The 26,830-nt window shown below is 65.6% G+C and carries 30 protein-coding genes and 2 tRNA genes; 29 read left to right on the top strand and 3 right to left on the bottom strand.

Annotated features, from left to right (window positions below; translation table 11 throughout):
• The first annotated feature begins 216 nt into the window (after nucleotides 1–216).
• Complete coding sequence (gene artA / locus IEY12_RS08745; protein WP_188882720.1) at nucleotides 217–1,113, top strand: archaeosortase A; 897 nt, start codon at nucleotides 217–219, stop codon at nucleotides 1,111–1,113.
• 60 nt (nucleotides 1,114–1,173) lie between these two features.
• The gene (locus IEY12_RS08740) at nucleotides 1,174–2,415 is read left to right on the top strand and encodes an RNA-guided endonuclease InsQ/TnpB family protein (protein WP_188882711.1); all 1,242 of its coding nucleotides are present in this window, start codon (nucleotides 1,174–1,176) and stop codon (nucleotides 2,413–2,415) included.
• Between the two features lie 188 nt (nucleotides 2,416–2,603).
• Here IEY12_RS08740 and IEY12_RS08735 read toward each other — a convergent pair.
• Nucleotides 2,604–2,676 (bottom strand) — tRNA-Asp (locus IEY12_RS08735).
• Nucleotides 2,677–2,865: 189 nt separating this feature from the next.
• On the opposite strand from IEY12_RS08735, the gene IEY12_RS08730 reads away from it, so the two are divergent.
• The 9 genes from IEY12_RS08730 to IEY12_RS08690 all read left to right on the top strand — a co-directional run bounded on the left by IEY12_RS08730 (nucleotide 2,866) and on the right by IEY12_RS08690 (nucleotide 13,098).
• Nucleotides 2,866–3,093 (top strand): DNA-directed RNA polymerase subunit H, encoded by a 228-nt coding sequence (locus IEY12_RS08730; protein WP_123074353.1) that lies wholly within the window; start codon nucleotides 2,866–2,868, stop codon nucleotides 3,091–3,093.
• On the top strand, nucleotides 3,093–4,652 hold the full coding sequence (locus tag IEY12_RS08725) for a DNA-directed RNA polymerase subunit B'' (RefSeq protein WP_188882702.1): 1,560 nt from the start codon (nucleotides 3,093–3,095) through the stop codon (nucleotides 4,650–4,652). The genes IEY12_RS08730 and IEY12_RS08725 overlap by 1 nt, the downstream gene beginning before the upstream one ends.
• A 6-nt stretch (nucleotides 4,653–4,658) precedes the next feature.
• Nucleotides 4,659–6,485, top strand: a complete 1,827-nt coding sequence (rpoB, locus tag IEY12_RS08720; protein WP_123074351.1) for a DNA-directed RNA polymerase subunit B — start codon at nucleotides 4,659–4,661, stop codon at nucleotides 6,483–6,485.
• Nucleotides 6,486–6,488: 3 nt separating this feature from the next.
• Nucleotides 6,489–9,425 (top strand): DNA-directed RNA polymerase subunit A', encoded by a 2,937-nt coding sequence (locus IEY12_RS08715; RefSeq protein ID WP_188882696.1) that lies wholly within the window; start codon nucleotides 6,489–6,491, stop codon nucleotides 9,423–9,425.
• The gene (gene rpoA2 / locus IEY12_RS08710; protein ID WP_123074349.1) at nucleotides 9,426–10,610 is read left to right on the top strand and encodes a DNA-directed RNA polymerase subunit A''; all 1,185 of its coding nucleotides are present in this window, start codon (nucleotides 9,426–9,428) and stop codon (nucleotides 10,608–10,610) included.
• Nucleotides 10,611–10,613: 3 nt separating this feature from the next.
• Complete coding sequence (locus tag IEY12_RS08705) at nucleotides 10,614–11,039, top strand: NusA-like transcription termination signal-binding factor (protein ID WP_188882692.1); 426 nt, start codon at nucleotides 10,614–10,616, stop codon at nucleotides 11,037–11,039.
• Nucleotides 11,040–11,123: 84 nt separating this feature from the next.
• Nucleotides 11,124–11,999, top strand: a complete 876-nt coding sequence (locus IEY12_RS08700; protein WP_229871071.1) for a mechanosensitive ion channel family protein — start codon at nucleotides 11,124–11,126, stop codon at nucleotides 11,997–11,999.
• A gap of 57 nt (nucleotides 12,000–12,056) precedes the next feature.
• Complete coding sequence (locus IEY12_RS08695; protein WP_123074346.1) at nucleotides 12,057–12,485, top strand: 30S ribosomal protein S12; 429 nt, start codon at nucleotides 12,057–12,059, stop codon at nucleotides 12,483–12,485.
• Nucleotide 12,486: 1 nt separating this feature from the next.
• Nucleotides 12,487–13,098: a 30S ribosomal protein S7 gene (locus IEY12_RS08690; protein ID WP_123074345.1), complete on the top strand. Its 612-nt coding sequence runs from the start codon at nucleotides 12,487–12,489 to the stop codon at nucleotides 13,096–13,098.
• 90 nt (nucleotides 13,099–13,188) lie between these two features.
• Here IEY12_RS08690 and IEY12_RS08685 read toward each other — a convergent pair whose 3' ends face one another.
• Nucleotides 13,189–13,959, bottom strand: a complete 771-nt coding sequence (locus tag IEY12_RS08685; RefSeq protein ID WP_188882688.1) for a DUF5781 family protein — start codon at nucleotides 13,957–13,959, stop codon at nucleotides 13,189–13,191.
• Between the two features lie 158 nt (nucleotides 13,960–14,117).
• On the opposite strand from IEY12_RS08685, the gene IEY12_RS08680 reads away from it, so the two are divergent.
• From IEY12_RS08680 to IEY12_RS08595, 18 genes are all read left to right on the top strand, one after another.
• Entirely contained in the window at nucleotides 14,118–16,304 is a 2,187-nt protein-coding gene (locus IEY12_RS08680) for an elongation factor EF-2 (protein ID WP_188882686.1), read from the top strand.
• 237 nt (nucleotides 16,305–16,541) lie between these two features.
• Entirely contained in the window at nucleotides 16,542–17,111 is a 570-nt protein-coding gene (locus IEY12_RS08675; RefSeq protein ID WP_425433167.1) for an amino acid-binding protein, read from the top strand.
• Nucleotides 17,108–18,058, top strand: coding sequence for a homoserine dehydrogenase (locus tag IEY12_RS08670; protein ID WP_188882680.1), 951 nt, complete (start codon nucleotides 17,108–17,110; stop codon nucleotides 18,056–18,058). The genes IEY12_RS08675 and IEY12_RS08670 overlap by 4 nt, the downstream gene beginning before the upstream one ends.
• A gap of 144 nt (nucleotides 18,059–18,202) precedes the next feature.
• Entirely contained in the window at nucleotides 18,203–19,468 is a 1,266-nt protein-coding gene (gene tuf, locus IEY12_RS08665) for a translation elongation factor EF-1 subunit alpha (RefSeq protein WP_188882678.1), read from the top strand.
• A gap of 3 nt (nucleotides 19,469–19,471) precedes the next feature.
• Nucleotides 19,472–19,780, top strand: a complete 309-nt coding sequence (rpsJ, locus tag IEY12_RS08660) for a 30S ribosomal protein S10 (protein ID WP_188876500.1) — start codon at nucleotides 19,472–19,474, stop codon at nucleotides 19,778–19,780.
• 136 nt (nucleotides 19,781–19,916) lie between these two features.
• Nucleotides 19,917–19,988 (top strand) — tRNA-Ala (locus IEY12_RS08655).
• Nucleotides 19,989–20,164: 176 nt separating this feature from the next.
• Entirely contained in the window at nucleotides 20,165–20,278 is a 114-nt protein-coding gene (locus IEY12_RS08650) for a zf-TFIIB domain-containing protein (protein ID WP_188882673.1), read from the top strand.
• Nucleotides 20,275–20,718, top strand: coding sequence for a hypothetical protein (locus IEY12_RS08645; protein WP_188882671.1), 444 nt, complete (start codon nucleotides 20,275–20,277; stop codon nucleotides 20,716–20,718). The genes IEY12_RS08650 and IEY12_RS08645 overlap by 4 nt, the downstream gene beginning before the upstream one ends.
• A gap of 250 nt (nucleotides 20,719–20,968) precedes the next feature.
• A complete protein-coding gene (locus tag IEY12_RS08640) occupies nucleotides 20,969–21,475 on the top strand; it encodes a hypothetical protein (RefSeq protein WP_188882664.1) in 507 nt (168 codons plus the stop codon).
• 148 nt (nucleotides 21,476–21,623) lie between these two features.
• Nucleotides 21,624–21,902, top strand: coding sequence for a hypothetical protein (locus IEY12_RS08635; protein WP_188882662.1), 279 nt, complete (start codon nucleotides 21,624–21,626; stop codon nucleotides 21,900–21,902).
• Nucleotides 21,899–22,156, top strand: coding sequence for a hypothetical protein (locus tag IEY12_RS08630; protein WP_188882660.1), 258 nt, complete (start codon nucleotides 21,899–21,901; stop codon nucleotides 22,154–22,156). Before IEY12_RS08635 ends, IEY12_RS08630 begins: the two co-directional genes overlap by 4 nt.
• Nucleotides 22,153–22,401: a hypothetical protein gene (locus IEY12_RS08625; protein WP_188882658.1), complete on the top strand. Its 249-nt coding sequence runs from the start codon at nucleotides 22,153–22,155 to the stop codon at nucleotides 22,399–22,401. The genes IEY12_RS08630 and IEY12_RS08625 overlap by 4 nt, the downstream gene beginning before the upstream one ends.
• A complete protein-coding gene (locus IEY12_RS08620) occupies nucleotides 22,401–22,706 on the top strand; it encodes a hypothetical protein (RefSeq protein ID WP_188882654.1) in 306 nt (101 codons plus the stop codon). The genes IEY12_RS08625 and IEY12_RS08620 overlap by 1 nt, the downstream gene beginning before the upstream one ends.
• A complete protein-coding gene (locus tag IEY12_RS08615) occupies nucleotides 22,703–23,314 on the top strand; it encodes a class I SAM-dependent methyltransferase (protein WP_188882652.1) in 612 nt (203 codons plus the stop codon). Before IEY12_RS08620 ends, IEY12_RS08615 begins: the two co-directional genes overlap by 4 nt.
• Nucleotides 23,315–23,564: 250 nt before the next feature.
• Nucleotides 23,565–24,152 carry a tyrosine-type recombinase/integrase gene (locus tag IEY12_RS08610; protein WP_123074295.1) on the top strand — a complete coding sequence of 196 codons (588 nt, stop codon included), beginning with the start codon at nucleotides 23,565–23,567 and terminating at the stop codon, nucleotides 24,150–24,152.
• Nucleotides 24,153–24,171: 19 nt separating this feature from the next.
• Nucleotides 24,172–24,357: a hypothetical protein gene (locus tag IEY12_RS08605; protein ID WP_188882650.1), complete on the top strand. Its 186-nt coding sequence runs from the start codon at nucleotides 24,172–24,174 to the stop codon at nucleotides 24,355–24,357.
• A gap of 238 nt (nucleotides 24,358–24,595) precedes the next feature.
• On the top strand, nucleotides 24,596–25,237 hold the full coding sequence (locus tag IEY12_RS08600) for a hypothetical protein (RefSeq protein ID WP_188882644.1): 642 nt from the start codon (nucleotides 24,596–24,598) through the stop codon (nucleotides 25,235–25,237).
• A gap of 606 nt (nucleotides 25,238–25,843) precedes the next feature.
• Entirely contained in the window at nucleotides 25,844–26,101 is a 258-nt protein-coding gene (locus IEY12_RS08595; protein ID WP_193718048.1) for a hypothetical protein, read from the top strand.
• Nucleotides 26,102–26,289: 188 nt separating this feature from the next.
• Here IEY12_RS08595 and IEY12_RS08590 read toward each other — a convergent pair whose 3' ends face one another.
• Entirely contained in the window at nucleotides 26,290–26,664 is a 375-nt protein-coding gene (locus IEY12_RS08590) for a PD-(D/E)XK family putative nuclease (protein WP_188882640.1), read from the bottom strand.
• Nucleotides 26,665–26,830 lie beyond the last annotated feature (166 nt).

Here is a 26,830-nt window from a genome sequence, read left to right as displayed (position 1 = left end):
GTTTCCTTTCTTTCGACGCTGCTCGGATAGCGGTGCAGCCGTTCGCGGTGTCGCACGCTCCGCTCGGGACGCCCGGGTCGACGTGAAACGATACTCGCGAACGATTCCGTGACGTGGCTCGGTTCCTGTTCGAGACTGGCCCGCGTCGCTCCCGTTCGGCGAGTCGCGGTAACGAACAAATATATACTCTTGAACGCCCAATCTGCGGGCATCACTATGGCGCTCGAAACCACGAACACGCTCGCGTGGATCGTCGTCGCGTCGTTCGCGGTGAGCGCCCTCCTCAGCTACTTCGGGCGCGACCGATACGCGCGTCCGCTCGCGGGAGCGACGTGGTTCGCGTTCGCGGTGTTCTGGGCGCTCCTGGTCCCGCATTTCTGGTTCGTCCAGAAGAGCGTCATCGAGACGGTGCTCGTCGCCGCTGCGGTGCCGGGCTGTGCGTACGTCGGCTACCTCGTTTACGCGTCGCGGCCGTCGCTGATGGTTCTCTCGCGCGCCGTCGCGGTGATGGGCGTCATCTACCTCCCGGTCCTCACGGTCGACTGGGTGGCACGACGACTCATCACCGTGACGACGATGCAGAGCGCGTGGCTCCAGCGCCTCCTCGGCTACCAGCCCGAGGTACTCACGGGCCCGACGGTTGAGTCCTCACACACCGGCTTCCCGCACGCGTTCCTCTACGTGATGGACGGTCACCGCTATCTGCTGGAGGTGCTCCTCGCGTGCACCGGCATCGGCAGCATCTCGCTCGTCGCGGGCGTCATCGTCGCGCTGAACGCCCCCATTCGCCGCCGATTGCTCGGCCTGGGCGTCGCCGTGCCCATCATCTACGCGCTGAACGTCGTGCGCGTCTCCTTCATTGCGATCGCGCACGGCAACCAGTGGTTCGACGGGCCTCTCTCGCGCCACATCGTCGCGCTCGTCTTCAGCCCGACGCAGACGAACGCGGCATCGTACTACATGGCCGACCGCGTCATCGCCCAGTCGCTCTCCGTCGTCGCGCTCGTCCTCATCACGGTCGCACTCCTCCGGCTCCTGCCGGAGCTGGAGACTGTCGTCAGCGACCTCCTCTACGTCGCGACCGGGAACGAGTACGACCTCTCGCGAGAGTAGACGCGGCATCGCAACTCCTCTCGCTTCGAGTTTAAGTACCAGAACGCGGCTATCGAGAGTGTGGTGAGCGACTACGTTCGACGGACCGCAATCACGCGTCTCCGTGTCGACGCCGAGCAACGCGCGCTGCTCGACGAGACGATAGCCGAGTGGAAACGCGGCTGCCAGATCGCCGTCGACCTCGCGTGGGGAACGTACACCACCAAGCACGCGATCCAGTCCCACGCCTACGACGAGATCCGCTCGACCACCAGCCTCGGAAGCCAGCACGCGATTCTCGCCACGCACCGTGCCGCAGAAGCGATCACGGGCTGTGTCGAGCGTCGACAGAACGGTGAGTGCGCTCGTAAACCGAGGTTCACTGCGTCGACGATCCCCTTCGACGCGCGAACGATGACCCTCTTCGACGACGGAACGGTCTCTCTCGCGACTACCGATGACCGAGTTCGATGTCCGCTCGCGCTATCGTCGTCCGCAGATAGCTACCAGCGCCGCTTTCTTGAGTCGAATGAATGGACCGTTACCGAGAGCACTCTGAGTGCACGTGACGGTTCGTTCTTTCTACACATCGGGTTTCGACGCCAGAAGACCGATTCTGAACAGTCTCCGCCTGAGGACGGGACGGTCCTCGGGGTTGACCTCGGAATCGAGAACCTCGCCGTCACCAGTACGGCCTTCTTCGCGAGTGGACGCAAGCTCGCTCATCGTCTCCGACAGTTCGAGAAAGTCCGCGGTGGTCTCCAGCAAACGGGAACACGCAGTGCACATCGAACTCTTGTGGGGTTGAGCGGTCGCGCGAAACGATATCTCCGCGACGTACTCCACCGGACCTCTCGTGCTCTCGTTGATGAAGCCCTCCGCTACGAGTGCGACGTGATCGCCTTCGAGCGTCTCACACACATTCGCGACCGCGTCGATGCGCCGTGGGGACATCTATGGGCATTCCGGGCAATTTACGAACAAGTCTCATACAAGGCTCTCTCTCACGGAATCGCGGTGCGGCAAGTCAGTCCCGCCTACACTTCTCAGCGGTGTTCCGAGTGCGGGGATACCACCGCAAAGAATCGCCCCTCGCGTAACCACTTCACGTGCACGCGTTGTGGAACAGGAGCGAATGCCGATTACAACGCAGCGAAGAACATCGGACTGCGCTACGTCCGTCGCGGCCAACAGTCGTCGCGTCGGACGGGTACCCGTCGGCTTGCCCTGAAGTCTGGAACCGTGACGCCGACCGGTGGGTTTTCCGCCTACTCTGAGGGTACGTCGGACGAGTTCACGGACAAGCACGAGAATCGCCGATAGTCTCGCGCGACTCGTGTAGCCGATATCCCGCTCCGAAAAGACGTGCAGAATCCTGTTGACGGCACAGCTCACCGGTAATCTTTGTCCTGCGGCTAGCGTTTCCTACGACATCGAGATTCTAACACCGGTGAAAACACGGGACTCACCCGCTGAATACGTTAATTTCACCGGTTAATGTGTCGGAAAAACGCCCGGAGCGGGATTTGAACCCGCGTCACGACCGTGACAGGGTCGTATGATGGGCCACTACACCATCCGGGCATCGGACGCATCTCTTCGTAACCGGGTGAAGTAATTAAGACTTTCTTTCCGGCCCCCTCTTAGTCACGCGTTGACGCGGCCGGGACGCTCTCGCACGCCATATCCGCTTAACAAGACTTAACCCTTCGGACTGTGAAAGAGCCTGTAGTATCTCGTGAGAGCCGCTTCTGCCCCCACCCAGGTGCACTCATGGTAGATGTAAGCCAACACGAACTCGTTCCCGAGCACACCGTCCTCCCTGAGGACGAGGTAGAGGACGTCCTAGAAGAGTACGGCATCGAGCGTACGTCGCTCCCGAAGCTCAAGCGTCGCGACCCCGCTCTGCCGGACGACGCTGAGCCGGGCGACGTCGTGAAGGTTGTCCGCGACTCCCGAACCACGGACGAAGCCATTGTGTACCGACTCGTCATCGAATAATGCAACAGGAAGACCGACGCCAACTGTCGAGAGCGTATTTCTCGAAGGAACGGCTCGCAGAACACCACTACCGCTCGTTTAACGCGTTCCTCGAGCGGGGAATGCAGGACGTCGTCACCGAGAAGGGCCGCATCGAGACGGACATCGGTGACAAGGAGGACCAGGAACCCGTCTTCGTCGAACTCGGCGACGTGCGCGTCACGACGCCGCGCGTTCGCGAGGCCGACGGTTCCGAGGAACTCCTCTACCCGCAGGAGGCCCGCCTGCGCAACATCACGTACTCCGCGCCCGTGTTCATGGAGATGAGCATCGTGCGCGGCGGCGAGGAGGAAGAGGAGACGGTCCTCGACACCACCGAGACGAAGGTCGGCCGGATGCCGATCATGGTCGGCTCCTCGAAGTGCAACATCGCGGACTTCAGCGAGGAGGAGCTCGTCGATATCGGTGAGGACCCCGCCGACCCCGGTGGCTACTTCATCGTCAACGGCTCCGAGCGCGTGCTGATGACCTCGGAGGACCTCGCACCGAACAAGATCCTCGCCGAGTACGACACGAAGTACGGCGACGAGATTCAGGTCGCGAAGACCTTCAGCCAGCGTCGCGGCTACCGCGCGCTCGTGCTCTGCGAGCGCAACCGGTCGGGCATTCTCGAAGTCTCGTTCCCCTCCGTTTCGGGGTCCATCGACTTCGTGACGCTCGTACGCGCGCTCGGCCTCGAGTCCGACGAGGAGATCGTTCACCGCGTCTCCGACGACCCGGAGATCGTGAAGTTCATGCTCGAGAACCTGGAGGAGGCCGACGTCCAGACCGAGGAGGAGGCCATCGAGACCCTCGGTAAGCGCGTCGCCTCCGGGCAGGGCAAGGACTACCAGCTCAAGCGCGCGAACTACGTCATCGACCGCTATCTCCTCCCCCATCTCCACGAGGAGGGCGTCGAGGACGAGGAGACGCGCATCAACAAGGCGTACTACCTCTGTCGGATGGCGGAAGCCTGCTTCGAGCTCGCGCTCGACCGGCGCGAATCCGACGACAAGGACCACTACGCAAACAAGCGCCTGAAGGTCAGCGGCGACCTCATGAAGGACCTCTTCCGAACGGCGCTGAACAAGCTCGCGCGTGACGTGAAGTACCAGCTCGAACGCGCGAACATGCGTAACCGCCAGCTCACCGTGAACACGGTCGTTCGGTCCGACGTGCTCACGGAGCGCCTCGAGCACCCGATCGCGACGGGCAACTGGGTCGGCGGGCGATCTGGGGTCTCCCAGCTCGTCGACCGCACCGACCACATGGGCGTTCTCTCGCACCTCCGCCGGCTGCGCAGTCCGCTCTCGCGGTCGCAGCCCCACTTCGAGGCGCGTGACCTGCACGCGACCCAGTGGGGTCGCATCTGCCCCTCCGAGACGCCGGAGGGGCCGAACTGTGGGCTCGTGAAGAACTTCGCACAGGCGATGGAGCTCTCACAGAACGTGGACGACGAACAGGAACTGAAAACCGAACTCTCCTCTATGGGCGTGGAGGGGGTGCCCGGTCTGCGAAACGACGCGCCCGCGGACGACTAACCACACATGAGTCAGGCACGAGAGGCGAAAGTCTACGTCAACGGCAGCCTCGTCGGGACCCATCCGGACCCCTACGAGCTCGCCGAGCAGATCCGTGAAGCGCGCCGCCGTGGCGATGTCTCCGAGATGGTGAACGTCTCGGTCAAGGACCGCACTCGCGAGGTCATCGTGAACGCGGACGCCGGACGCGCCCGGCGTCCCCTCCTCGTCGTCGAGGACGGCGAGACGCTCGTCACCGAGGACGAGGTCGAAGCCGTCCAGAACGGCGACATGGAGTTCGAGGACCTCGTCGAGAAGGGGAAGGTCGAGTTCATCGACGCTGAAGAGGAGGAAGACATCCTCGTCGCCGTCGAGGACGACGAGCTCACCGAGGAGCACACGCACCTCGAGATCGACCCGCAGCTCATCTTCGGCATCGGCGCCGGGATGGTTCCCTACCCCGAGCACAACGCCTCGCCGCGTATCACGATGGGCGCGGGGATGATGAAGCAGAGTCTGGGCCTGCCGGCGGCGAACTACCGCATTCGGCCGGACACCCGTCAGCACGTCATGCACTACCCGCAGGCGGCGATGGTGAACACCCAGACGACCGAGCAGATCGGCTACGACGACCGGCCCGCCGGGCAGAACTTCACGGTCGCCGTCATGTCCTACGAGGGGTTCAACATCGAGGACGCCCTCGTCATGAACAAGGGCTCCGTCGAGCGCGCGCTCGGGCGCTCGCACTTCTTCCGCACCTACGAGGGTGAGGAGCGCCGCTACCCCGGCGGTCAGGAGGACCGCTTCGAGATCCCCGACGACGACGTCCGGGGCGGCCGCGGCGAGGACGCCTACACGCACCTCGACGACGACGGGATGGTCAACCCCGAGACGCAGGTGGACGAGAACTCCGTCCTGCTCGGGAAGACCAGCCCCCCGCGGTTCCTCGAAGAGCCGGACGACATGGCGGGCCTCAGCCCGCAGAAGCGCCGCGAGACGTCCGTGACGATGCGCTCGGGCGAGGACGGCGTCGTCGACACGGTGACGCTCATGGAGGGCGAGGACGGCTCGAAGCTCGCGAAGGTGAGCGTTCGCGACGAGCGCGTCCCCGAACTCGGCGACAAGTTCGCGAGCCGCCACGGCCAGAAGGGCGTCATCGGCCACCTCGCGCCCCACGAGGACATGCCGTTCACGGAGAACGGCGTCGTCCCCGACCTCGTGCTGAACCCGCACGCGCTGCCGTCGCGCATGACGGTCGGTCACGTGCTGGAGATGCTCGGCGGGAAGGCGGGCGCGCTCGACGGCCGCAGCGTCGACGGCACCGCGTTCACCGGTGAGGACGAGGAGGAGATCCGCGAGACCCTCGAGTCGCACGGTTTCGACTCCTCCGGGAAGGAGGTCGTCTACTCCGGCGTCTCCGGCGAGAAGATCGAGGCGGAGATCTTCGTCGGGACCATCTTCTACCACAAGCTCTACCACATGGTCTCGAACAAGGTCCACGCCCGTTCGAAGGGGCCGGTGCAGGTGCTGACGCGCCAGCCGACCGAGGGGCGCGCCCGCGAGGGCGGTCTCCGACTCGGGGAGATGGAGCGCGACACCGTCATCGGGCACGGCGCCGCGATGGTGCTCAAGGAGCGCCTCCTCGAGTCCTCCGACCAGGAGTACGTCCATATCTGTGGGAACTGCGGCATGACAGCCGTGGAGAACCGCGAACAGCGTCGCGTCTACTGCCCGAACTGCGGGGAGGAGACGGACGTACACAACATCGAGATGAGCTACGCGTTCAAGCTCCTGCTCGACGAGATGAAGGCGCTCGGCATCGCGCCGCGCCTCGAACTGAAGGACGCAGTCTAACCCATGTCAACAGGCCAGTCACCCAAGGAGATCGGGGAGATCAGCTTCGGGCTGATGGACCCGGAGGAGTACCGCGAGATGAGCGCGACGAAGGTCATCACGGCCGACACGTACGACGACGACGGCTTCCCCATCGACATGGGGCTGATGGACCCGCGCCTCGGCGTCATCGACCCCGGCCTCGAGTGTAAGACCTGTGGGAACCGCTCCGGTTCCTGTAACGGCCACTTCGGCCACATCGAGCTCGCGGCGCCCGTCATCCACGTCGGGTTCGCGAAGCTCATTCGCCGCCTCCTGCGCGGCACCTGTCGGAGCTGCAGTCGCCTCCTCCTCACGGAGGACGAGAAGGAGGAGTACCTCGGGAACCTCGAACGGACGCGCGGGCTGCGCCAGGACGTCTCCGACGTCACGAAGGCCGCGATCCGAGAGGCCCGCAAGAAGAACAACTGCCCGTACTGCGGGGAGTCCCAGTACGACGTCAAGCACGAGAAGCCCACCACCTACTACGAGGTCCAGCAGGTCCTCGCCAGTGATTACTCCGAGCGCATCGCCTCCGCGATGCAGCCGGATCCCGACGAGGACGACGCGGGCATCAGCCCGCAGGCGCTCGCCGAGGAGACGGACATCGACATCTCGCGCATCAACGAGATCCTCAGCGGCGAGTTCCGCCCGCGCGAGGAGAGTCGCAAGGCCATCGAGAAGGCCATCGGCGCGGACCTCACGATGGAGGACATGAACAAGCTGATGCCGAGCGACATCCGGGACTGGTTCGAGGACATCCCGGGCGAGGACTTGGAGGTGCTCGGCGTCGACTCGGAGAAGTCGCGTCCCGAGTGGATGATCCTCACCGTCCTCCCGGTGCCGCCGGTGACGGCGCGGCCGTCCATCACGCTCGACAACGGTCAGCGCTCGGAGGACGACCTCACGCACAAGCTCGTGGACATCATCCGCATCAACCAGCGGTTCATGGAGAACCGCGAAGCGGGTGCGCCACAGCTCATCATCGAGGACCTCTGGGAACTCCTCCAGTACCACGTCACGACGTTCATGGACAACGAGATCAGCGGGACGCCGCCGGCGCGACACCGCTCCGGGCGCCCGCTGAAGACCCTCAGCCAGCGCCTGAAGGGCAAGGAGGGCCGCTTCCGCGGCTCGCTCTCCGGGAAGCGCGTGAACTTCTCCGCCCGGACCGTCATCAGCCCGGACCCGACGCTCTCACTGAACGAGGTCGGCGTCCCCGAGCGCGTCGCGCGCGAGATGACGCAGACGATGGTCGTCAACGAGCAGAACATGGAGCGGGCGAAGCAGTACGTCCGGAACGGCCCCGAGGGCCACCCCGGCGCGAACTACGTGAAGCGACCGGACGGCCGGCGCGTGCGCGTCACCGAGAAGGTCTGCGAGGAACTCGCCGAGCGCATCGAGACGGGCTGGGAGGTCCAGCGCCACCTCATCGACGGCGACATCGTCATCTTCAACCGCCAGCCGTCGCTCCACCGGATGAGCATCATGGCCCACGAGGTGGTCGTGATGCCGTACAAGACGTTCCGGCTGAACACCGTCGTCTGTCCGCCGTACAACGCCGACTTCGACGGCGACGAGATGAACATGCACGCCCTCCAGAACGAGGAGGCGCGCGCGGAAGCCCGCGTCCTCATGCGCGTGCAGGAGCAGATCCTCAGCCCGCGCTTCGGTGAGAACATCATCGGCGCGATTCAGGACCACATCAGCGGGATGTACCTCCTGACGCACGACAACCCGTCGTTCAACGAGACGCAGGCGCTCGACCTGCTGCGTCAGACGCGCATCGACGAACTCCCGCCCGCCGACGGCACGGACGCCGACGGCAACGAGTACTGGACGGGCTACACGCTCTTCAGCGAGCTCCTCCCCGACGACCTCAACCTCGAGTTCAAGTCGAGCGCCGGCGAGGACGTCGTCATCGAGGACGGCCAGCTCGTGCAGGGGACCATCGACGAGGACGGCGTCGGCGAGTTCGGAAGCGACATCGTCGACACCATCATGAAGGTGTACGGCGCGACGCGCGCACGCATCTTCATCAACGAGGTCGCGGCGCTCGCGATGCGTGCGATCATGCACTTCGGGTTCTCCATCGGCATCGACGACGAGTCGATTTCGGCCGAGGCCCAGGAACGCATCGACGACGCCATCGACAACGCCTACGAGCGCGTCGAGGAACTCATCGATTCCTACGAGGCGGGCGACCTCGAGAGCCTGCCCGGCCGGACGGTCGACGAGACGCTCGAGATGAAGATCATGCAGACGCTCGGGAAGGCCCGCGACTCCGCCGGTGACATCGCTGGCGACCACTTCGACGACACGAACCCGGCGGTCGTCATGGCCGAGTCCGGGGCGCGTGGGTCGATGCTGAACCTCACGCAGATGGCCGGCTGTGTCGGCCAGCAGGCGGTGCGCGGCGAGCGCATCAATCGCGGTTACGAGGATCGTACGCTCAGCCACTACGCGCCGAACGACCTCTCTGCCGAGGCACACGGCTTCGTCGAGAGCTCCTACACGTCCGGTCTGGACCCGAAGGAGTTCTTCTTCCACGCGATGGGTGGCCGTGAGGGCCTCGTCGACACGGCAGTCCGGACCTCCAAGTCCGGCTACCTCCAGCGTCGCCTCATCAACGCGCTCTCCGAGCTCGAAACGCAGTACGACGGCACCGTGCGGGACACCTCCGACACGATCGTTCAGTTCGAGTTCGGTGAGGACGGCACCAGCCCGGTGCGCGTCTCGTCCGGTGAGGACGCCGATATCGACGTCGACAGCATCGCCGACCGCGTCCTCGAATCCGAGTTCGAGAGCGAGGCCGAGCTCGAGGAGTTCATCGGCGAGCGCGAGCCGCCGACGAACCTCTCCGAGCACGGCGAGTCGTGGACGATGGAGGGCGAAACCTGGAGCGCCGAGGGTGACGACTAAATGACCGAGATCACAGACGACATCGAGGCCGTCGTGGAGGACACCGAACTCCCGCGCCGGCTGAAGGACCGCGTGTACGACACCATCGAGGACCGCGAGGGCGTCGACACGGAGAACGCCAACTACATCGCGAAGGCCGTCGAGGCCCAGTACAAGAGCTCGCGAGTCGACCCGCTCGACCCCGTCGGGACGGTGAGCGCGCAGTCCATCGGTGAGCCCGGGACGCAGATGACGATGAACACCTTCCACTACGCGGGCGTCGCGGAGATCGACGTCACGCAGGGCCTCCCGCGACTCATCGAGCTCGTGGACGCCCGGAAGAACCCGGACACGCCGATGATGACCGTCCACCTCGAGGACGAGTACGCGACGGACCGCGAGCGCGCCCACGAGGTCGTCTGGAACATCGAGGCGACGAAGATCCTCGCGCTCGGGGACATCTCGACGAACGTCGCGGACATGATCGTCTCCATCGACCTGAACGAGGACACGCTCGCGGAGCGCTGGCCGACGGTCGAGAGCACGACCGAGATCGCCGGCGAGATCGCGGACACCATTCAGGACAACCTCGGCGTCGCGGTCACCCAGTCGGGGACCGTCCTCGAGTTCGGTCCCGAGGAGCCGAGCTATCGCGAGCTCCTGCAGCTCGTCGAGCAGCTCCGCGAGATAGTCTTCAAGGGTATCGAGGACATCAGTCGCGTCGTCATCCGCAAGGAGGAGACGGAGAACGGCGAGGAGTTCGTCCTCTACACGGAGGGCTCGGCGTTCAAGAAGACGCTGAAGATCGAGGGCGTCGACGCCTCCCGGACGACGTGTAACAACATCCACGAGGTCCACAAGACCCTCGGCATCGAGGCGGCCCGCGAGGCCATCATCGACGAGACGATGACGACGCTCGAGGAGCAGGGCCTCGACGACGTGAACATCCGCCACCTGATGCTGGTCGCGGACATCATGACCAACGACGGCACCATCCAGTCCATCGGCCGGCACGGTATCTCCGGCAACAAGGACTCGGTGCTCGCGCGTGCGGCCTTCGAGGTCACCGTCAACCACCTGCTCGACGCCGCCATCTACGGCGAGGCCGACGACCTCGACGGCGTCATCGAGAACGTCATCGTCGGGAAGCCGGTCCGCCTCGGAACCGGCGACGTCGACCTCCGCATGGGCACGACGAGCGACTGACCCGTGACGGTCACGCTCTCCGACGAGGCGCGCCGGCTCATCGCCGCCTTCGAGGACGCGACGGACGCTACCGCCGTCGACTGCGTCGTCGACGACGAGCGCGAACGCGTCGTCTTCGTCGTGAAGGCCGGCGAGATGCCCCAGGCAATCGGGCGCGGCGGCGAACGCGTCCAAGGCCTCGAGGAGCGATTGGGCCGTGACGTCGAACTCGTCGAGGACGCGCCCTCCGCGGAGGCGTTCGTCGCGCACGCGCTCAGTCCGGCAGCGGTGTACAACGTCACGATCAGCGAGAACGACGATACGGTCGCGTACGCCGAAGTCGCCCACGAGGACCGCGGCGTCGCCATCGGCGAGGCGGGGCGGAACATCGAGATGGCGAAGGCGCTCGCGAAGCGCCACTTCGACGTCGACGACATCCAGTTGACGTAGGCGGGGCCGTCGCCGCCTTTTCGCGGAAGCCCGCAGACTCTTGTCGCTTCACGCCGGAGACCGGTCTATGAACGAGGTGTCGCCGTGACGATCCTCGAGCGCGTGCTGGCGGCGGGGGCGTCCTACCACGACCTCCTCGTCCAGTTCGCGCTCTTCGCCGCACTCGCCTGTGCCGTCTACGCGCTGGGACGACTCGTCGCCGTGCCGCCGCTCGTCCGCGTCGTTCGCGCCCGCAACCCCGACAACCCGACGCTCGTGGACGCGGTGGAGCTCTACGCACGCGTCGCGTTCGCGGCCGTCGCGCTCGTGCTCGCGACCGCCGGCGCGGGCTTCGGGCGGGCGTTTCAGGGGTCCGCGCTCGTCGTCGCGGCGGCGACGCTCGCGCTCGGCGTCGCCGGGCAGGACGTCATCGGGAACCTCGTCAGCGGCGTGTTCCTCGTCGCGGACCCGGATTTCAGTGTCGGCGACTACATCCGGTGGGCCGACAACGAGGGGACGGTGGAGACGATCGACTTCCGCGTGACGCGCGTGCGGACGGCCGCCGGCGAGACGGTTACGGTCCCCAACAGCCAGTTGACGACGAACGCGCTGACGGCGCCGTACGCGGGCGACACCTACCGCGTCTCGGAGACGTTCGGCGTGCCGTACGACGCGGACGTCGGTGCGGCGCTGCGGATCGCACGCGAGGCCGCGCGCGAGGACGACCGGATCTGCGACGACCCCGCGCCGAGCGTGCACGTGGACGGGTTCGGACAGTCCGCGTTCACCGTCGTCGCGCACTACTGGATCGCGGAGCCGACGGAGACGCCGATCGCGGACGTCCGGTCGGCGTACCTTCGGCGGACGGGCGAGCGCTTCGCGGAACACGACCTGACGATCAACCCGCCGAGCCAGACGGCCCTCTCGGGGCGCCTCGCAGTCGATGAGGGGCGCGACGGCGGCGGCGAGCGTGTGCCGTAGCGACACGCCCGCCGTCAAAAGACCGGGCTTAAGTAGTTGCGCCGGGAATTCGTGCGTATGCCGAACGGCAAGTACGCCGCGCGTAAACTCAAGAAGGACCGCCAGACACACCGGTGGTCCGACTCTGACTACGCGCGCCGTGAGCGGGGTCTCTCGGAGCGCTCGGACCCCCTCGAGGGCGCGCCGCAGGGTCGAGGTATCGTTCTGGAGAAGGTCGGCATCGAGGCCAAACAGCCGAACTCCGCCATCCGGAAATGTGTCCGCGTTCAGCTCATCAAGAACGGGAAACAGGTCACCGCGTTCTGCCCCGGTGACGGCGCCATCTCGTTCATCGACGAGCACGACGAGGTCACGATCGCCGGCATCGGTGGCGCGAAGGGTCGCGCCATGGGTGACCTCTCCGGTGTCAACTACAAGGTCGAGAAGGTCAACGGCGTCTCGATGATCGAACTCGTCCGCGGGAACGCGGAGAAACCTGTCCGATAACATGTCCACGGAAGAAGCCCCCGAGCCCGAGCAGCCCGCTGGTGGCGAGGAGTCCGCGGACGCCGACCTCTTCGGCGTCTGGGACGTCTCCGAAATCAGCTACGCTGACCCGTCCACGAAGCGCTACATCACCGTGACGCCCATCGCGCACACGATGGGGCGCCACGCGTCCAAGCAGTTCCAGAAGAGCAAGATCTCCGTCGTCGAGCGGCTCACCAACCGCCTGATGAAGACCGGCCGGAACGCCGGCAAGAAGCAGCAGGCGCTCAAGATCGTTCGCGAGGCCTTCGAGCTCGTCCACGAGCGCACCGAGGAGAACCCGGTGCAGGTGCTTGTCACGGCCGTCGAGAACGCCGCGCCGCGCGAGGAGACCGTCCGCCTGAAGTACGGTGGCATCTCCGTCCCGAAGGCGGTCGACGTCGCGCCCCAGCGCCGCGTCGATCAGGCGCTCAAGTTCATCACGGACGGCGCGCACTCCGACTCGTTCAAGACGTCGACGTCCGCCGCCGAAGCGCTCGCGAACCAGCTCGTCCGCGCCGCCGACTACGACGTGCAGGTCTACGCGATCTCCCAGAAGGAGGAGAAGGAGCGCGTCGCGGCGGCTGCCCGCTAACTGCTCTACTCTCTCTTTCGTTCTTCACGCCGCGTAGCGACGCGTCTCACCGCTCGTCGCGCGACCGGCGCCGTCGCGTCTCCCGACGCGTCAGTCGGCCGCCGGGCCGGTCGTGGTTTCGTGGGCGTCGACGAACGCGCGCACGAGGTCGACGAGCGCGCGCCGGTAGACGGATTCGTCCGGGTCGCGCGCGAGCGTGCGGAACTGCTCTTTGAACCACGGGAGGTCGACGCCGGGGGCGTCGGCGTCGGCGAGGTCGGCGAACTCGTAGATTCGGTGGCCCTCGGAGACGGCGTCGTGTCGCTCGAGGAGCGCGAGCGCGAACGCGGCGTTCACCGCCGTCATCTCCGGATCGGCCGCGGCGGTCAGTCGTGAGCCACCCGTGGGGCCGCTGGCGGCGGCGGAGCGCTCGGCGAGCGCGGTGGCGAGTTGCGATTCGAGGAAGGTGAGGAGTTTGTCGGCGGGCGCGACGTCGAGCGTGATGTCGTCGGCGTAGATGTCCTTCGCGTGGTTCGCGAGCTGCTCGCACTGTTGGAGGACGCGGCGCTCGACGCGCCGACCGGGGAGCGCGAGGAAGAGTACCTCGGAGAGCCCCATCGTGTGCGAGACGTGTGCGTCCTCGTATCGGTGCATATGCGCGTACTCGTGGAGCGCGAGTTCGCGAGCCATCACGGAGGTGGCGGCGCGCCGCGAGATGTTGAGCACGTGGTGGTCGTCGTAGTGGCCGGCCCACGTTCGCTCGTCCGGGTTCTCGCGGACGTGCACTTCCACCGGCTTCTCGAGGTCGTACTCGTATTCGAAGAGGTCCCGCGCCCCGAGAAACGGTCCGGCGGGGACGGCACCCATGACCTGTACGTCCATGTGTGTGTTTGTCACGGGACGGAAGGGGTTGACTCTTGCGCCCACGGCGAGAGCCGTCGCCGGCGGGCGGTGGTGACGAACGGGCCGTGTGACGGCGTGTCTCGCGTGCAGACGGAAACACTACCCTTTTCAACCCGCTGGCGGTACACACGTGCATAATGGGCCGACGCAAGAAGATCGTCCAACAGTGTGAGCGGCTGATGGACCAGCCGGAACACATCCGTAACATCGCCATCGCCGCCCACGTCGACCACGGGAAGACGACCCTCACCGACAACCTCCTCGCCGGTGCGGGCATGATCTCCGACGAGACGGCGGGCGAGCAGCTCGCGATGGACACCGAGGAAGACGAGCAGGAGCGCGGCATCACTATCGACGCCGCGAACGTCTCCATGACCCACGAGTACGAGGACCAGGACCACCTCGTCAACCTCATCGACACGCCGGGCCACGTCGACTTCGGTGGCGACGTGACGCGCGCGATGCGCGCCGTCGACGGCGCGCTCGTCGTCGTCGACGCCGTCGAGGGCGCGATGCCCCAGACGGAGACCGTCGTTCGGCAGGCGCTCCGCGAGGGCGTCAAGCCGGCGCTGTTCATCAACAAGGTCGACCGCCTCATCAGCGAGCTCCAAGAGGGCCCCGAGGAGATGCAGAAGCGCCTCCTCGGCGTCATCAACGAGGTCAACGAGCTCATCCGCGGGATGACCGACGAGATGGACGACATCGACGACTGGACCGTCTCGGTCGAGGACGGGACCGTCGGCTTCGGGTCCGCGCTCTACAAGTGGGGCGTCTCCATGCCGTCGATGCAGCGCACCGGCATGGACTTCGGCGACATCATGGACCTCGAGCGCAACGACAACCGCCAGGAGCTCCACGAGCGCACGCCGCTCTCGGACGTCGTGCTCGACATGGTGTGTGAGCACTTCCCGGACCCAATCGAGGCCCAGCCTCGCCGTATCCCGCGCATCTGGCGCGGCGACGACGAGTCCGAGATCGCCACGCAGATGCGCGAGGTCGACCCGGACGGCGACGTCGTCCTGATGGTGACCGACATCGGCGTCGACCCGCACGCCGGCGAGATCGCCGCGGGCCGCGTCTTCTCCGGCACGATCGAGAAGGGCCAGGACCTCCACGTCTCCGGCACCGCCGGAACGAACCGCGTCCAGTCCGTCGGCATCTACATGGGTGGCGAGCGCGAGGAGGTCGAGCACGTCCCCGCCGGCAACATCGCCGCCGTCACCGGCCTCAAGGACGCCATCGCCGGCTCCACCGTCTCCTCGGCGGAGATGACGCCGTTCGAGTCCATCGAGCACATCAGCGAACCGGTCATCACGAAGTCCGTCGAGGCGAAGAACATGGACGACCTGCCGAAGCTCATCGAGACGCTCCAGCAGGTCGCGAAGGAGGACCCCACCATCCGCATCGAGATCAACGAGGACACCGGCGAGCACCTCATCAGCGGGCAGGGCGAGCTCCACCTCGAAGTCATCACCCAGCGCATCGAGCGCAACCAGGGGATCCCGGTCAATACCGGTGAGCCAATCGTTGTCTACCGCGAGGCTCCGACGCAGGAGTCCCGCGAGGTCGAGGGGCGCTCGCCGAACCGGCACAACCGCTTCTACATCACGGTCGAGCCGCTCAGCGACGAGATCGTCGAGCAGATCAAACTCGGCGAGGTCTCCATGGACATGCCCGAGCAGGAGCGCCGCGAGGTCCTGCAGGAGGCCGGCATGGACAAGGACACCTCCCAGGAAGTCGAGGAGATCCACAACACGAACATCTTCATCGACGACACGAAGGGTATCCAGCACCTCAACGAGACGATGGAACTCGTCATCGAGGGGCTCGAGGAGGCCCTCGACGACGGTCCGCTCGCCGCCGAGCCCGTGCAGGGCGCGCTCATCCGCCTGCACGACGCCCGTCTCCACGAGGACGCCATCCACCGTGGTCCCGCGCAGGTCATTCCCGCAGTCCGGCAGGCCGTTCACAACGCGCTCATCGACGCCGAGATCAAGCTGCTCGAGCCGATTCAGGACGTCCGCATCGACGTCCCGACCGAGCACATGGGCGCGGCGAGCGGCGAGATTCAGGGCCGCCGTGGCCGCGTCGACGACATGTACCAGGAGGGTGACCTCATGGTCGTCGAGGGCATCGCGCCCGTCGACGAGATGATCGGCTTCTCCAGCGACATCCGCTCCGCGACCGAGGGCCGCGCGTCGTGGAACACGGAGAACGCCGGGTTCCGCGTCCTCTCCGACAACATGCAGCGCGAGATCATCGGCGAGATTCGCGAGCGAAAGGGCATGAAGGCCGAGCTGCCCGAGGCCATCGACTACTTCTAAGGCCTCCTCCCGTTCTCGTTCTCTCACGCCGCGAGCGACGCGGCGGTCGGCCCCGACGTCCAGCTTCGCCGTCCGCGTTCGGTCATCGAGTCGGTGGATCCCGAAGGATTATAACGCCGTCAGGCCGTTCTGACGCGATATGTACGCGGACACGCCCGCTGCGAACTGGAGCGACGCGCAACCACCGACCCGTGTCGCGTCCACGACAGTCGGCGGGAGCGTCCGGGGGTGTCGTCGGTGAGCGAGACCGAGACCGACGCGGCCGAGGCGGCCGCAGCCGACGGTGGCGAGGAGCGCCGACAGGCACACACCGTGCGCCTCGAACTCGTCGACGAACCCGGTGAGCTGCTGAACGCGCTGCGCCCCATCGCGGACAACGGGGGGAACCTCCTGAGCGTCTTCCACGAGCGCGGGTCGCTGACGCCGCGCGGGCACATCCCCGTCGAGGTCGATTTCGAGTCGACGCCACGTCAGTTCGAGGGGATCGTCGACGCGCTCCGCGACGCGGGGGTGAACATCACGCAGGCCGGCACCGAACGCTACGGCGAGGAGGTGTCGGTGCTGCTCGTCGGCCACCTCGTCGAGACGGACCTCTCCGATACGCTCTCGCGCATCGAGGCGTGCGCCTCTGCGTCGGTCGTGGACTTCTCGCTGACCGACGAGGAAGGAATCGACACCGTCTCGAGCGCGCGGATGCGCCTCGCGACCAGCGAGGGGTCGGTCGACGACACGCTCGCGTGCGTCCGGGACGTCGCGGCGGACAAACAGCTACAGGTCGTCGAGCCGCTCGCGGGGGGTGAGGCATGAGGCTCGCCGTCGTCGGCGCGGGCGCGGTCGGTCGGAGCGTCGTCGAACTCGCCGGCGAGTACGGCCACGACGTGACCGCGTTCGCGGATTCGACGGGGGCGGTCGTGGACGCCGACGGTGTCGACGTCGCGGCGGCGCTCGAACACAAGGAGCGCGTCGGGTCGGTCGGCGAGGACGAGCCGAGCGCGGCGCTCGGCGCGGCGTACGACTGCCTCGTGGAGGCGACGCCGACGACGCTCGGGGACGCCCACCCCGGCTTCGAGCACGTCGAGCTCGCGCTCGAACGCGACCGACACGTCGTGCTCGCGAACAAGGGCCCGGTCGCCGAACGCTACGACGACCTGATGGCGCTCGCGTCGGCGAGCGATGGCGAGGTGCGTTTCGAGGCGACGGTCGGCGGCGCCATCCCCGTCATCGCGACCATCGAAGGGATGGGGCCCTCCCACGTCACGGCCGCGCGCGGCGTGCTGAACGGGACGGCGAACTTCGTGCTCTCGCGGATGGCCGCCGAGGGCCTCGGCTACGAGCACGTGCTCGCGGAGGCCCAGGACCTCGGGGTCGCGGAAGCCGACCCGTCCTTCGACGTCGAGGGGACGGACGCGGCGCTCAAGTGCGCGATCCTCGCGAACGTCCTCCACGACGGTGGCTACTCCCTCGCGGACGTGGACGTGGAGGGCATCACCGAGATCCCGACGAGCGCGCTCGACCTCGCGGCCGAGGACGGCCGGACGGTCCGGCTCATCGGCGAGGTCACCGAGGACGGCGACGTCCGAGTCGGGCCGCGACTCGTGACGGCGAACGACACGCTCGCGGTGTCCGGGACACAGAACATCGTCCAGCTGGAGACGACGAACGCGGGCCGACTGAACATCAGCGGGCGCGGTGCCGGCGGCCCGGAGACCGCCTCCGCCGTGCTCGCTGACGTCGGGCGTCTTCCCGAGCGCTGACCGACTAGCCACTTCTTGTCACGGTACGAGGTGCCAGTATTCGGCCGCGTCACGGCGCGACAGGGGCGCTCGCCTTTCGAAACCGTTTTACACGTAACTGGCGAATACGTTGCACAGAGCGCGCGTTCAGCGCGACCCCTGACCATGAGCGACAAACCGCACCAGAACCTGGCCGTCATCGGCCACGTCGACCACGGAAAGAGTACGATGGTCGGGCGGCTCCTCTTCGAGACTGGGAGTGTGCCCGAGCACGTCATCGAGCAGCACCGCGAGGAAGCCGAAGAGAAGGGCAAGGGCGGCTTCGAGTTCGCCTACGTCATGGACAACCTCGCCGAGGAGCGCGAGCGTGGCGTCACCATTGACATCGCCCACCAGGAGTTCGACACCGACGAGTACTACTTCACCATCGTCGACTGTCCGGGCCACCGTGACTTCGTGAAGAACATGATCACGGGCGCGTCCCAGGCCGACAACGCCGTCCTCGTCGTCGCCGCCGACGACGGCGTCGCGCCTCAGACCCGTGAGCACGTCTTCCTGGCCCGCACGCTGGGCATCGACGAGCTCATCGTCGCCGTCAACAAGATGGACGTCGTCGACTACTCCGAGGACACCTACAAGCAGGTCGTCTCCGACGTCACGGACCTCTTCAAGCAGGTCCAGTTCAACACGGACGACGCCTCCTTCATCCCGACGTCCGCCTTCGAGGGCGACAACGTCTCCGAGCACTCGGAGAACACGCCGTGGTACGACGGCGAGACCCTCCTCGAGGCCCTCAACAGCCTGCCGGAGCCGCAGCCGCCGACGGACGCGCCGCTGCGCCTCCCGATCCAGGACGTCTACACCATCTCCGGCATCGGTACCGTCCCCGTCGGACGTATCGAGACCGGGACGATGAACACGGGCGACAACGTCAGCTTCCAGCCCTCTGACGTCGGTGGCGAGGTCAAGACCATCGAGATGCACCACGAGGAAGTCCCGAGCGCCGAGCCCGGTGACAACGTCGGGTTCAACGTTCGCGGCATCGGTAAGGACGACATCCGTCGCGGTGACGTCTGTGGTCCCGCCGACGACCCGCCCAGCGTCGCCGAGACGTTCACGGCGCAGGTCGTCGTGATGCAGCACCCGTCCGTCATCACGGCGGGGTACACGCCGGTCTTCCACGCCCACACGGCGCAGGTCGCGTGTACGATCGAGTCCATCGACAAGAAGATGGACCCGTCCTCCGGCGAGGTCGCCGAGGAGAACCCGGACTTCATCCAGTCCGGCGACGCTGCCGTCGTCACCGTCCGCCCGCAGAAGCCCCTCAGCATCGAGCCGTCCTCCGAGATTCCGGAGCTCGGCTCCTTCGCAGTCCGCGACATGGGTCAGACCATCGCGGCCGGCAAGGTCCTCGACGTCAACGAGGCCTAACGAATGCAGCAGGCACGAGTTCGGCTCGCGGGCGTCAGCCCCTCTGACCTCGACGACATCTGCGACGACGTCCGCGAGATCGCGGACAAGACGGGCGTCAGCCTGAGTGGGCCGGTCCCGCTCCCCACCAAGACCCTCGAGGTCCCGTCGCGCAAGTCCCCCGACGGTGAGGGGACTGCGACGTGGGAGCACTGGGAGATGCGCGTCCACAAGCGTCTCATCGACATCGACGCCGACGAACGCGCGCTCCGCCAGCTTATGCGCATCCAGGTCCCGAACGACGTCAGCATCGAGATCGTCCTCGAAGACTAACGCTGCCGGCGCGCTCGAACGCGCCTCGACTTCCCTTTCGTTTTTCACCCGCAGAGCCGCGCGTTTCGCCGTCGCACACCACCACCGAAACACAAGGTACAAATAACGACCGTCGACTACGAACGAATGCGTCCGAGGGCTCGTAGATCAGTGGTAGATCGCTTCCTTCGCAAGGAAGAGGCCCTGGGTTCAAATCCCAGCGAGTCCATATCAGTTTTCAGGTAGTTCCGAAGGGCGGAGAACCGTCTCCGCCACGACGGCTACCGGTCGAATCACTCCCGAACACACCCATCTGAGCGCCGCGTCTCGCGAGAATGGATGCCCGTTCGGCATCCACCTCCACGCCGTCCGCCGATCTGCGCGAAGGAAACCGGGGTGGTCGGCGTGAGCGCCACCCTCCACTACTGCCCGACCTGCGGGACGCGCCTCGAGACAACGACCTCACCGGGCGGCCTCCCACGGCGCACCTGCCCGGAGTGCGGAGGTGACGAGCGGTGACGTACCTCGACTTCGAGCGCGTCGTCAGCACCGACTCGGCGAGCTGGACACGCGCCGACCCGCGCCGGGCGCTCATCGAACGGCACAGTCCCACCGACTACGTCGTGATGCTCCAAGACGGCGCCGACTCCCACGCCGTCGTCTACGGCCTCGAGCGTGGGGCGCGTGTCGGCTACTGTGACTGCGACGGCTACCAGTACAGCGACGACAGCGTGCCGTGCGCGCACCTCTGTGTGCTTCGTAAGGCCGAGTTCATCGGCGCGACGTCGGTTGACGGCGAGCGCATCGAAGCCATCGACACCGCCGCGCTCGCCGAGGCAGACCACGACTCCGGCCTCCGCGCGGACGGCGGTCTCGAGCCCACCTACGACCCCGACGCCGTAGATCGCGTCGAGCGCCCGGCCGACCTCGCCACCGAAGGGGGGTGGACGGGCCAATGACCGCTCATGCAACCCCCGGTTGCAAGTGTTGTAAGTGTTGTTCCACAGATTCCGAGGCTGTTCCACAACTGCAAATGACGATTTCGAGCGCGACAGACACCAAGGCGGCGCATCGCACCCGTGTGGAAACACCCGTGGGGGTAACTCTGCTAATGCAACCATGTGTGCGGGCGCACCAGTGTGCGCAAATAGGAAACGCGCGCGTGCTGCAGCGCGCGGACATGGGGACGGTCGTCGGGGGTGGTGTGGCGTGACGGATGCGCGGGCGCGGCTCGACGGCGAACTCGCGGAGTGGTACGAGGGCCGTGAGAACGGGTCGAAGACGGTTCGTGAGGCGCTCCGGTTGTTGATGGCGCGTGAGGAGTCGCGGGAGTTCGAGGGGCTGAGTGACGATCAGGAGGTGGCTGAGTCGTGGCTCCTCCAGAATGTCGGGATTGGGAACAACACGACGTTGTCGTGGGTGGAGAATCGGCTGGCGCAGCAGTTGTCGTTGGATATGGAGCAGATTCGGGTGCAGGTGACGAAGCCGTTGAAGCAGCAGGGGTATATTTCGGTGAAGCCGCGGCATGAGTCGGTGGATGTTGCCGTGCATCCGCCGACGGCGGGTGAGTCGGCGTCGCGTGAGGGCGCTGGCGAGGCCTCTGGTGGGCGTGGCGGTGGTGGGCTCTCCGAGGAGGAGTGGGAGGAGTTCCGGCGGATGCAGGAGGAACTGGCGGATGCTGAGCCGGTGCGCGCCGACGGGGGTGAGTCGGCGTGACCACCTATCGGGTCACTCTCGACAATCCCGGCGCGAACTCGCGGACGCACGTCGAGATCGAGGCCGACACTCCGCGCAAAGCACGGTGGCAGGCAAAACGAGATTATCCGCGTCACGTCGTGCAGGATGCTCAGGAGGTGCGCGATTCGTGAGCGACGTCGAGCGTGGCGCCCCTCACGTCGAGTGGTGGGAGGCCGCAAGCCGGAACGTCGACCGGTGGGGGCTCCAAGACGTCGAGACGCTGCTGCTCGCGATGCAGGAGGAGCAGGGCGAACTCGCGCAGGCGTACCTCGAAGCGACTCACGAAGACGGCGATGCGGACCGGATCGCCGAGGAGCTCGAAGACCTTGGGGCGCTCTGCTTCCAGCTCGCGTGGCGACTCGAAGCCGACCGATCTGTCGACACCGAACGGAGGGCGGGCGAGTGAGCGACTCGTCGAAGCACGTCGACCGGTTCTTTGCCGGTGTGACGGTCGTGGTGGCCGGTGCTGGCGTAATCGCGATCCTCTGGATGGGCGGCGGTGCGCTGGCTGAGTCGCTGGGTGTGCCTGTCTCTCCCGGTGTCTCTGTTGCCACCGGGCTCGTCGCCGCCATCGTGGTCTACGTGCTCGGGTTCGCCGCAGAGCGTCTGCACGCGATGTGGGACGACGACCGTTCTGCGGACGCGGAGGGGTCGCGGTGAGCTTCCGTGAGTTCGCGCGCGATGTCGCGGCGCGATACCGCCACCACCACCACGCCACCGGCCCCCTTGAGGACGCCGCCAAGACCACGTGGCTGATAGTCGTCGCGGCGGCGGGTGGGTGGTGGCTCGGCGTGCAGGGCGCTACCCTGACCCTGGTCGTCACCATCGCGGCCGTGTTCGGCGTCGCGCCGGTCGTGATACTGCTGGTGGTGCTGGCGGTGGGCGTCCGCACGGGGTGGTGGTAGTGAGTCTCGGGAAGCTCGTGGATTACGCGACGGCGACGGTCGGCGAAGTCGTGCTCGCGTACCTCGTCGCGCTCATCGCGCCCGGCGGCACGCTGACGTTCGCGAAGCTGGTGCTCGCGTTCAAGCTGAACGTGTTCGCGCTCCCCTTGTCGTGGACGCCGGCGCTCTCGCTCCCGCCGTGGTGCTGGTACGTCGTCGCGGTCGTCTGGATACGCCAATGGCTCTACCTCTCCCCGTACAGCGCGGGCGACGTCGCCGCCCAGCTCGAGGAGGACTACGCGGCCCTCCGGGGGCGGTGGTCATGAGCGGTACCTCGCCCCAGCATCCGGCGCTCCGTCACGGGACGACGGTGCCGACGGCGTACCACACCATCGGCGGCCGGCATTCAGATGGGACGCCGATCTCGCTGGGTCCGTGGACGTTCGAGACGCCGCAGGTGCGCGACGTCGTTGAGGCGTATCTCGACGGCGACGTTCTCAACGCGTGCGCCGGTCGGACGCGTCTCTCGCACCCGAGCGTTCATCGGAACGACCTCGACGAACGCCGTCACGCGGACACGCACCATGACGTCCGCGATCTCGACGACTATCTCCCACCCGAGTCCTTCGACGTCGTGGTGTTCGACCCGCCGTTTGATGCCGACCAAGCGGCCGAGCACTACGACGGCCGGACGGTCGGCCGTGGACCGTCGGGAGGCATCTGGACGGCGCGGAAGGCGCTCGCGCGACTCACGCGCCCCGGTGGCCGTGTGCTCTCGGTGGGCTGGAACAGCGTCGGCCTCTCGCATCGCGACGGCTTCGAGCGGGAGGCCGTCCATCTGTTCCAGCGGCCGCAGAAGCCCGACGTCTTCCTCACCGTGGACTACCGAGGGCAGACAACGCTTGGTCGTGAGGTGGGTGTCGATGGCGAGTGACGCCGTCGCGCGCCTCGAGGCGCATCGCGCTGAACTCGCCGAGCGGTGGCGGCGACCGATCCCGCCACTGTTCGTCGTGGCCGAGCCGACTCTACCCGCGTCGAGGCGAGGTGGCGGCGAGTGAGCGGGATGGGCGCGTCCGATTCTACGGTGAGAGTCGGACAGAATCACCCCGGATCGCCCTGTGGTCTGGGTCGAATCAACTAGCAACTACCCGGTTTCCGTCCTACAAGCATACAACCCGGACACGATGAATCTTCGAGAACACGACACTCGCGACGACATGAAGGTGTGGCTGAGCACGCGCGAGGTTGACGACCTCCTCGACGCCGCCGACAACCAACAGCAGCGGATCGCGCTCGAACTCGGCGCGCGATGCGGCCTCCGGTCGCACGAAGTCCTCGACGTCGCGCCGGAGGACGTCGTCGACACCGACGCCGGCACCGTCCTCCGTGTGTGGCACGGGAAGGGCGATAAGTACCGGGAGACGCCGGTGCCGCGCGATCTCGCGACGACCATCCGAACGGTCGACGAGTACCGCGACGCCGAGAGCAGCGTCTCCCTGCTCGACATCACGACGACGCGGACGCTCCGGCGGTGGGTGGAGCGGGCGGCGCACGCACTCGCTGAGGAGCACGGCGAGCCGGGATGGCGCGAAGTCACCTTCCACGACCTCCGGCGGACGTGGGCGACGAACCTCCGGTCGGCCGACGTTGATGCGCTCCTCGTCTGTGACTGGGGCGGGTGGAACGACCTCGATACGTTCCTCGAGCACTATCGGGGGACGCATAGCCCCGAGTCGCAGAAGCGCGAACGCGATAAAGTCGAGTGGCTGTGAATCGAATACGACTACGTTCATGCCTACGGTAATCCTCACGAGCGGCCAACGGCGGGAGTTCCAGCGCGTTGAAATCGACTTTGACGGTGGGAGTGTCGTCGCGATTGAGGACCACCAGGAAGTCGAGCGGTTCCCGGGGTTCCACGTCGGGAAGGTCGTGTACGATGACGGGGTCGTGTTCCTTGAGGACGACCGCGACGACTAACCGGCGGACTCGCGTCGAAACCGGTCTCGCAGGCTACTCGGCGAGTCGGGCGCGCAGGTGGTCGGCGAGTGGGAGGATGAAGGCCATCGCCATGAAGATCGCGACGATGACGCTGTAGCGTACTGATGTCGCGGGCGTCAAGACTGAGAACGAAGATCTGCAGAAGGAACTCACGGGGGTGGGGTCTAATGAGAGGGAAAGGCAGTTATTTCCCCCTTCTGGTTATATGGAATAATAAGTGACTCTCATACCACCCACCCTCCATGGACGATATACAAGTCACGTAGTCGGCGGTCACGGATTCACTATGTCGATTAGCACTAAGGTTCAACCCCTCGACACGGAAGATGTAGACGGGGGAGAAGTGGAGAGGTATGAGATACGGCATGACGAGCAGCTCGTCATGATGCTTGACTTCTTTGATGGGGAGTTCTCAGTAGAGTGGTTCACTCCCCATATGCCCCCAGACTTCATTCACAATCTCAAGAGAACAACCGGGGTTGGTAATGATGTGCAGACGATGGCTATGTTTAGTCCTCCCGATGGAGGCCCGGATAAAACTGTTCAGGGCCCTCTTTCCTCAGTCATGGAATCCGAGGAGTTCCCTGACCATTGTACGTTTCTTCAAGTTGAGCCAGAAGGGACGGAGGTTGAATTCGCGTGGACTCGCGATACCCCTACTGCAACGATGATCATCAGTGGGTCTATTGATGAGTTCAACATCGCCGAGAAGCTATTCAGAATTACGGCTGAAGAACGCGATCTTTCTTCTCAAGAGAGTGAGAGTGTTTTGGAGAAGGCGAGAGAGTGCTTGAATCAGAGCCAGAATGCACGTAATCGGCCTACGAGTAAATTTTTGCGTAGCTTATTCGGCCGCTAAGGCTCTATATGGGATTTCTTGAAAGGATAAAAAGCTGGATTGAGTCTTACAGGGCCAAGGCCTGCAGTGACGAATTCCGACAGCGAGGAGCGTGGGTCAGAACCCGAACAATCAGCGCTCACGGCTGCGTTCTAACGAACACTTCGGGAGCAGAGCAGCGAGTTGTTTGTGAGTCCCACCGGTCGCGAAAATGGGCTTATCACCATGTTCATATCGCAAAGAATCGGGGAGTCGTCATTGAAGACGGCACAGAATGGCGGCGGAATCTAATTGTCGGTCCGGATAAGACACTCGGAGGAACCCGGTCAAGCCAGTGTGCTTTTCCGATACGTGCCCCGGTCTCAGCCACAAATTCACATGCGTCGATCGAGATAGACATTTGGAGGAGCAATTCTAATCTAAGCCAAGACGTCGAAAATAGCGCGATTCCCGATCAACAGGGGTGCAAAAAGATCGGGAGCTTAGACGTTGAATTTGACTACTGGGAGTAATCCGAACATTGGACTGGGGCCGTGGACTCACGCCGAAACCGGTCTGCAGGCTACTCGGCGAGATCCCGGCGCGCGAAAGATTTAGTCTATGCCGCTCATCTATCCGGTCAGTCGAATGGATGTAACGGATCACATGACCGCAGCGATTCGGGACGTCATGGGTGGTGCAGCTGGGGGACTTGTTGCGACCTGGGTGCTGAGGTACCAATCTGGGATTGTTATTGCGGTGTCGGGTGTCATTCTGGTTTCGCTGGTCTTCGTGCTCTACGTCGTCGTGGGCTGGATTTACTCGAGCCCTGAAACCGCGGGAGATGACCGGGCAGATGCCGGTGAAGAACGGAGCACGTATGACCCGCCCCGGCGCGCTTCTTAGCTTCGGCGAGACTGGTTCGGACGACGTCGGCGACCGGCGCGATATGAACACGACTCGCTCGCGATTCGTGGCCATATTCGGACGAAGTGTTTTCGCGACGTGCGACCCGTGGACTCGCGCCGAAACCGGGTCCGCAGACTACTGCCGAGCGCCGATCGCGTTGGCGAGCGGGAGGATGGCGCCCATCGTTAGAAGACGTCCTCGATGGCGAGTTTCGCTTGCTCGGTGCCTCGATGCTCACCGCCGCCGTGCCAGCGCACGGTCGGAAGTCTCGACGCCGCTCGCGTCGTCGTCTTGAGGACTTCCGTCCCTGTGCCTCGAATCCGGTAGACAGCGAAGCCGTACCGCCCGCCTTCCTCGACCAGTCGCTCGTGGTACTCGCGGTATATTTTGAAGTTGCCGGGGGTGTCGTCGGCGTGCCGGTGCGCGGTCGCTTTGAACTCCCACGGCGTCCCGTCGCGAACTCCGTCGCGCCAGTTGGCGCGATCGAGGTCGACGTTGTACTTCTCGGCGAGGACGTATTCGCAGGCGGTGCCGTGTGCGTTCGCTCTATGGCTCGGCATCTATCAGCGGCCTCCCGCGCCACGCGAGCGCGTCGCGCGCCGATATATATCTACCTCCGCCGCCGTCTCACCGGTCGTGCCCATCGGTCGCGTCGCTCCCGTGGAGCGACGCGCACCGGTCGATGGGCCAACTACAGTAAAGGGGGGTCGGTTCGGTTTGGAGGGT

It is taken from the genome of Halarchaeum grantii (assembly GCF_014647455.2).
GTDB classification, from domain to species: domain Archaea; phylum Halobacteriota; class Halobacteria; order Halobacteriales; family Halobacteriaceae; genus Halarchaeum; species Halarchaeum grantii.
This window is presented reverse-complemented; position numbering and strand designations above follow the sequence as displayed.